This window comes from Nostoc sp. CHAB 5715 (assembly GCF_020829685.1).
In the GTDB taxonomy this organism is placed as follows: domain Bacteria; phylum Cyanobacteriota; class Cyanobacteriia; order Cyanobacteriales; family Nostocaceae; genus Nostoc.
The window spans coordinates 1-6,546 of the sequence record NZ_JAIVFR010000372.1; the positions used below are offsets into that span (position 1 = coordinate 1).

Genomic DNA, 6,546 nt, shown 5'->3' on the forward strand with positions numbered 1-6,546 from the left:
TATTAAATCGTGTAATTCGTCATGATGAATTACCTTGATACTATCATCGCCAAATGTGTCAGCGCATTCTTCAAGCGATGGCTTTTGTGAAGAGATGCTACTGCCAACGGCTACCATTGGCGATTGCGAATAAATATAGACATCACCCCGTAGCAATTCCAGCATCAACCATCTTCGCCAGACATTAGGTATTAAATCTTATCAGTGATTATGCTAGTTGCTGAAAATACCCATACTGCTCATCTGCATAATCGCTCGGTTCCATTTCTTGTAGTTTACCGACCCCTTCTCCTGCAAAGACGCACTCGCGTTCAGGGTAGGGAATAGGAAACAGGCAACAGTAGGATTGAAGCTCAAAGATAAAATTCCCCATTCCCTTATAGCCCTAAACTGAAAAGAAGAGCGCTCGCATTTCAGAGCCAGGAACCTATAGAAAAAGTGTAGAAACTACATCAATAGAGGAGATTTCTTCCTCTGTCCTGGAATAGTCAACTTTTGGACAGCACGGCGTTTAGTTTGTTCACCGCGACGGTCATATCTGGCAGTCTGGTCACTGTGAGCGTGTCCAGCTAACCTTTGAACTGTAGAAATATCTTCACCAGCATCGAGCAGATCGGAGATGAAAGTTCTACGGAAATCGTGGGCGGAGAAATTAGTTACAAGAGCCTGTAAACCACGTTTTTGCAAGATGAACAGCACTGCTTGAGAGGTAAGTCGTCGTCGCACTATCCTTGAGCCTCTGTTGACATGACATAGTAAAGGGCCTGCCTCGTAGCCTCGAAGCTCTAACCAGTCCAAGACGACAGTAAGAGCAGCATCGGGTAAGTACACAGTCCGGTCTTTACCACCTTTGCTACCGCGCACTTCTATTGCCCCGCTATTCAGGTCAAGGTCGCTCAAGTCTAAATTCACCACTTCAGAGCGGCGGACTCCAGAACCACGGAGTATTGCAAATAGTGCAGCATCTCTATAACCAGTGGGGGTAGGGTCATCAAAGCAAGTTTGCATCAATTGGGCGATTTCTTCTGCCGCGAGAACACGTCCCCGCAATTGCTTGGTGACTTTAACGTTGGGAATGTCTACAGCACGAGCAAAATCAACAGCACTCATAATCTCTAACCGCAAGGCTTCTTTTAAAACTCGCCGCAAAGCACACAGCACTTTATTGACATAAGCTGGTGCATATTTTTCGCTCAACACAGAGCGGACTGCTGCCGTATGTTTGTAACGCAGTGCTGCCCAGTTCAGGGTCATCGCATCACAACTCGAGTTGGTTAACAATCGCGCGATCGCATTGAGAGCTTGGCGCATTGTGGGGCGGGAACCAGGGGAAAGGGTTGCCAAATAGACCGCAGCCGGATGTTCGATTAGCGGGATGGGAGAAGCCAGAGCGAGAGGAGAAGGTGTGCTGTTTTCAAGGGTTTGATGCATTTACTTATCGGAACGTTCATTCTTATAAGCCCCCTTTTGATAAGTGATGTCCCTCAGCACTGCCTCATCTCTAGTTTTGACGATTCCGCCACCACTGACGGAACACCCAGCCTCCGTTTACCTTTCTTCACTCTCGCCGGGGTCGGAACCGACGATGAAGCGATCGCTTTCTTTGATTGCTGAACTGTTGACTAATGGGCAAGCTGATTATTTAACCCTGGACTGGGCATCACTCAGGTACAAACACACCGCCGCAATTCGAGCTGCACTCATCAAAAATTATGAACCCGCGACAGTTAACAGGGTGCTGTGTGCGCTGCGGCGTGTTCTCAAGGAAGCGCTACGTTTAGAGTTAATGTCCCCGGTTGACTATGCTCGTGCAGTTGATATCAGCAGCGTGAAGGCAAGAAAGGAACTGCGGGGACGGGCATTAACACAGAACGAGATTGACGCATTGATGAGGGTTTGCTTTAGCGATCGCACCCCCGCCGGATTCCGTGACGCTGCACTAATCGCTATCCTTCGCGGTGCTGGCTTGCGTCGGGCTGAGGTGGTCAAACTTGACTTGAAGGATTTTAAATCTGATGGTGAGATAAAGGTTAGGTCAGGTAAAGGTCGTGTTGACAGGACGGTTTATTTATCCCCAGGTGCGATCGCTCTGGTCAATGATTGGATTGAAATCAGAACTCTCATCCCTGGAGCGCTGCTGTGTCAAGTTAACAAATCCGGTCGTGTAGTTCAGCAACGCCTTACACCCCAGGCGGTGTTATTCATTTTGCAAAAGCGAGGGTTAGAAGCGGGGCTAGAGCATTTCTCGCCTCATGATATGCGGCGTACATTCGTCTCAGACCTGCTTACAGCTGGTACAGATATTGCAACTGTGCAAAGTTTGGCCGGTCACTCAAACCCTGCCATAACTGCACGGTATGACCGTCGGGGAGAGGAGAGAAAACGCCGTGCTGCCGTACAGTTGGAGATTTTGGGGCGTTAGTGCTTATTTCCTCTAAGAAACTGGAACTGGGGGCGTGAGCTTCTTATGGGGTCATGACGAAGTACGTGTAAAATGGGACACGTTGTAAAGTTTTGTAAAGAATTCTTCTTACAGCAGTCAGTTACACGAAAACGAACGCCGCCACCTCATCCAATGTCTGCGGTAAAGTATCCAAGTCAATCGAGTAGTCACCAAATCGTTTGATATGACTATTCATGTAAGGACTTAAAGCGGCCACATCTTCACGCATAATTAAATAGCCTTCACGCTTCAAATCACGCAAAATATTTGTTAAATCAACCACATTGTGAAAGATTACCGCATTAGCAATCAAATCATTATATTTAATAATTTTCTCTTGTTCTTCTGGAGCATTATAACCAATTATTCCAAATCCCCCAAAGAAAAACCATTTAGAAAAACCATGATAAGCTTCAACTTTATTTGTTGCAGCAGTAATCTGCTGTCTTAACTTAATATCAGAAATATACTCCAATAAGAATACTGTTCTTACTACTCGTCCCAATTCTTGAAAAGCTTGGTAAAGCCGATTTTTATGGCTATAGTTACCTAACTTTCGTAATAAAACTGGCGAAGAAACTTTTCCGGCTTGAATTGATAGCACAACCTGTAAAAGGTCTTGCCAATGAATTTTAATTAAAACCCAATTGATAGGATCTTTAAAAAGTAAATCAATGTGCTGATAAACTGTTTCTTTGTCGGGACGGAAGAAATTTAAATCTTTCCAGTTTCTAATGCGAGGCATTAACTTAATACCCAGCAAATAGGAAGACAGCAAAAACTGGTGTTGATTGACCTTGAGTGTCGGCATGAATCGTGTCCGGTTGGATATCAGATTTATTTTTTAATAAGCCTTCAATGATATAAACTGCTTCCCATGTTCCGCAAGAAATAAAGTGGCTAAATAATGCCACATAACTATCAGCAACGTGATGATAAGCAATGCCACCGTAACCACCATATCGAATATGGTACTCAGACAGCAGATTCTCTTCATAAAGTTCATATTTGGTTCCATCTGCTGCTGCTGTTGAGCCGTCACCCCATAACTTTGGCAAGTTCAAGACATTGTAGCGGTTAATTATATCGGTCAATGCTGCGTTTAGTTTATCTGCATTCACATGACGACGATTGACAAACGAAAGCTCTCTAGCAGTTACCACTCCTCGCATATGTCGTGCTGCTTGTGTTGGCCCTAAGTTACAACCATAAGCAAAGGTAGTTAGTAAATAACGCTCAATAGCACGTTCTAACTTGGGGTCAGAGCCACTCATTGGCCCAAAATGTCTTGTAAAATTAGTCCAATAATCAACATTTTTCAGAATATCAATTAAATTGCGTTCTGGAAAACGTTCGGAGACTGCTTCTATTATTGCCTTGGCTTGGAGACTCAATTCATGACGTGGTGGCTTTTTTAATACTGGTTCTCCTTGGTCATTAATTACAACTTGACGGTTATCAGGATAAGCTTCATCTACTTTTTGTGCTGTATCAGCAAGCATTGACTTTAATTTCTCAACAAAGCCAACGGCAGTTGAAACCAAGCCCAAATTCTGACAATATTGGTCAATCAGTGATAAACATTCTGACCAAGGAAGTAGTTGCTCTCTGTGGTCTGCATAATCCTCGCTACCATGAACACATATATCCCCAGACCTTAATTCTGCTGCCAAATAGGAGAAAACACAAACCTCAAAATGACGACGAATAATTTTAGAATGTTCTCCCTGTTGAGTAAACACAAGTTTCTGCCATTGCGGTGAAGCAAAATCTAGATTGATACTATCTTTGATAAATTCGCCACGTCGATGTGAGTTTTCAACCAGAAAATTTAATGCGTATACTACACTTTGTTCACTGGTAGTAGATGAAAACTTCAAAGCACTTAGTAACCGAAAAAATACACGGCGGTGGCTTTTGTAAAAACGCCATAGTAATGGAATATAGTTGTTCCCCTTATAGGCATTAACAGCTTCGCATTCATTCAACAATTGCTGCGCTCCTCCTACGGGTGCAAAAACCTGATTTACCTGACCGAGAATTTCTGTATTTACTGGTTCATCTACAAAAATTTCTAGAACATTGGTAAAAATTCTCAGCAATCTCTCTATAGTTGATTGTTGTTTTTCTCGGAGTTTATCTAGTTCTTCTTTAGCTTTATGATGAATGCTCCGCATCCTTTTGAGGAACATTTCGATTAAATTATCCCTAGTTTGTACCTGAGCCGAGTAAATTAAGCATAGTAAAATGGTAATTCGTTTGGGCAGCTTAATTGCTTTCATCTCAGAAGCAGTTAAAACCCTAGCCTCAGCAGCAAAATGTTGTATCTTAGTAGCAGTAATTTGGTCTAAAAATGGTTTGACATCCCCTAATGTTTCCAACCAAGTGAGGTGTATAAGTAAATCATTAAGATGATTGCGAGTTGGACGCTTGGGTAGCTGCTTGAGATTATTAAAAGGGGTAAGCCTTTCGGTCGGATAACTATCTAATAAGCTATTTATATACTCGATATATTCTTGCTCAAGTCGGTTAATAACAAAATTAAATATTTTTTGATTAACTAAATGTCGTATACGACGTACTAATCTGTCTAAAGTGTAAAATCCCGGTAATTCGTACCGTTGTTTGATTAGTTCGCCAATAGCGACGTTGATTAAATCAGCAGGATTATCCATGACTTTAGCTGATTCATGTACAGCTAATGCTGCTAAGTGTCTGGCATTTTTATCAAAATCATTTACCTTGAGATATTCGCGGATAGCAACTCGATGCCGATACATTGTTTTGTTGTTTTCATAACCCAAAACAATCTCAGTTGGCATTTTTAAGCAGCCACGAATGTGATTGACTATTGAGTTGGGAATCTCAGAAAGTTTTGGAAAATACCCTAATCGCTGAAATGCTTTTAATAAAACTATTAAGTTAAAGATATTGCTTTGTCCCTTGGCAGTTCTATAGGTGAAAGCAATTTCTGATTTTGTAGGAGTGTAAATTTCCGTAAGTTCTTTAGCAGTAAAGTAGCGCTTTAACCTGGGGTAAGCAGTACGTTCTATAGATGTCACTCTGAATGGGTGTGTACGATTTTTAACTTCAAAAAATATATATCACTAATAAGCCGCTCATCTCTTGCTTATGTATGGAAACATTACCAAAAAGAACTATTTATGGGCAAGTTTTTAACATGGAATGTGTGGGAAGTTGATTGTGTCGTACCCAATGTCACAGTACTCAATTATCATTTATGGGCAAGTTGGTTTTTATGGCTCATAATACTCCACCCCTCAAGGTTCCTAACCTAGAAAAACGCACACGAGAACATCTGCTGCCCAACGAAGTTGAAGCCATGATTAAAGCAGCTTCATCTTTTGGGCGGCACGGTCATAGAGATTCGACTTTAATTCTACTGGCCTATCGTCACGGTCTGCGGGTATCAGAATTGGTAGCCTTGCAATGGTCTCAAGTAGATTTTTCTAGTGGCACGATTTATATCAATCGACTCAAGCATGGTATCAGTTCAACCCATCCGTTACGTGCCAGAGAGTTGAGGTGGCTACGACAACTACAACGAGAATATCCTGCTTCCCCTTACCTGTTTGTTTCTGAGCGTGGTACTCCGATGGCTGCTGCCACAGCCTTTAACATTATTAGTCGTGCTGGCACTCTTGCTGGGTTAGCTTTATCGGTGCATCCGCATATGTTACGTCATGCCTGCGGGTTTTATTTAGCATCTCATGGTCATGACACCAGAGCTATTCAGGCTTATCTGGGACATAAGAATATTCAACACACTATTCGCTACACAGAACTCACGAGCGATCGCTTCCAGAAATTTTGGCTCGACTGAACCTAGTTTTGGTTCAAAATTTCTACAAATCAATGCTTTCAGCCGGATTTCTTTACAAAACTTTACAACGTGTCCCATTTTACACGTATTTCGTCATGACCCCTACACCACTGTTTCAGGTAATGTTTGTCCTGCAAAATGCACCGATGCCACCCTTGGAGTTGCCAGAACTGATCCTGAATCCTGTGATGGTGGACAGTAAGACAGCCAAGGTTGACCTGTCTCTATCGATGACAGATACGCCGCAGGGATTGATGGG

General features: G+C 42.6%; 4 protein-coding genes and 1 pseudogene. 2 read left to right on the forward strand and 3 right to left on the reverse strand.

The window, feature by feature from the left end; translation table 11 throughout:
- Positions 1 to 208 precede the first annotated feature (208 nt).
- On the reverse strand, positions 209 to 373 hold the full coding sequence (locus tag LC574_RS20370; RefSeq protein WP_229455242.1) for a hypothetical protein: 165 nt from the start codon (positions 371 to 373) through the stop codon (positions 209 to 211).
- A gap of 74 nt (positions 374 to 447) precedes the next feature.
- Positions 448 to 1,431 (reverse strand): site-specific integrase, encoded by a 984-nt coding sequence (locus LC574_RS20375; protein WP_229455244.1) that lies wholly within the window; start codon positions 1,429 to 1,431, stop codon positions 448 to 450.
- 46 nt (positions 1,432 to 1,477) lie between these two features.
- On the opposite strand from LC574_RS20375, the gene LC574_RS20380 reads away from it, so the two are divergent.
- Entirely contained in the window at positions 1,478 to 2,422 is a 945-nt protein-coding gene (locus LC574_RS20380; protein ID WP_229455246.1) for a tyrosine-type recombinase/integrase, read from the forward strand.
- Positions 2,423 to 2,543: 121 nt separating this feature from the next.
- Here LC574_RS20380 and LC574_RS20385 read toward each other — a convergent pair.
- Positions 2,544 to 5,505: pseudogene (locus tag LC574_RS20385) on the reverse strand (Tn3 family transposase).
- Between the two features lie 197 nt (positions 5,506 to 5,702).
- Here LC574_RS20385 and LC574_RS20390 point away from each other — a divergent pair.
- Positions 5,703 to 6,287: a tyrosine-type recombinase/integrase gene (locus LC574_RS20390; protein ID WP_229455248.1), complete on the forward strand. Its 585-nt coding sequence runs from the start codon at positions 5,703 to 5,705 to the stop codon at positions 6,285 to 6,287.
- The last annotated feature ends 259 nt before the right edge of the window (positions 6,288 to 6,546 follow it).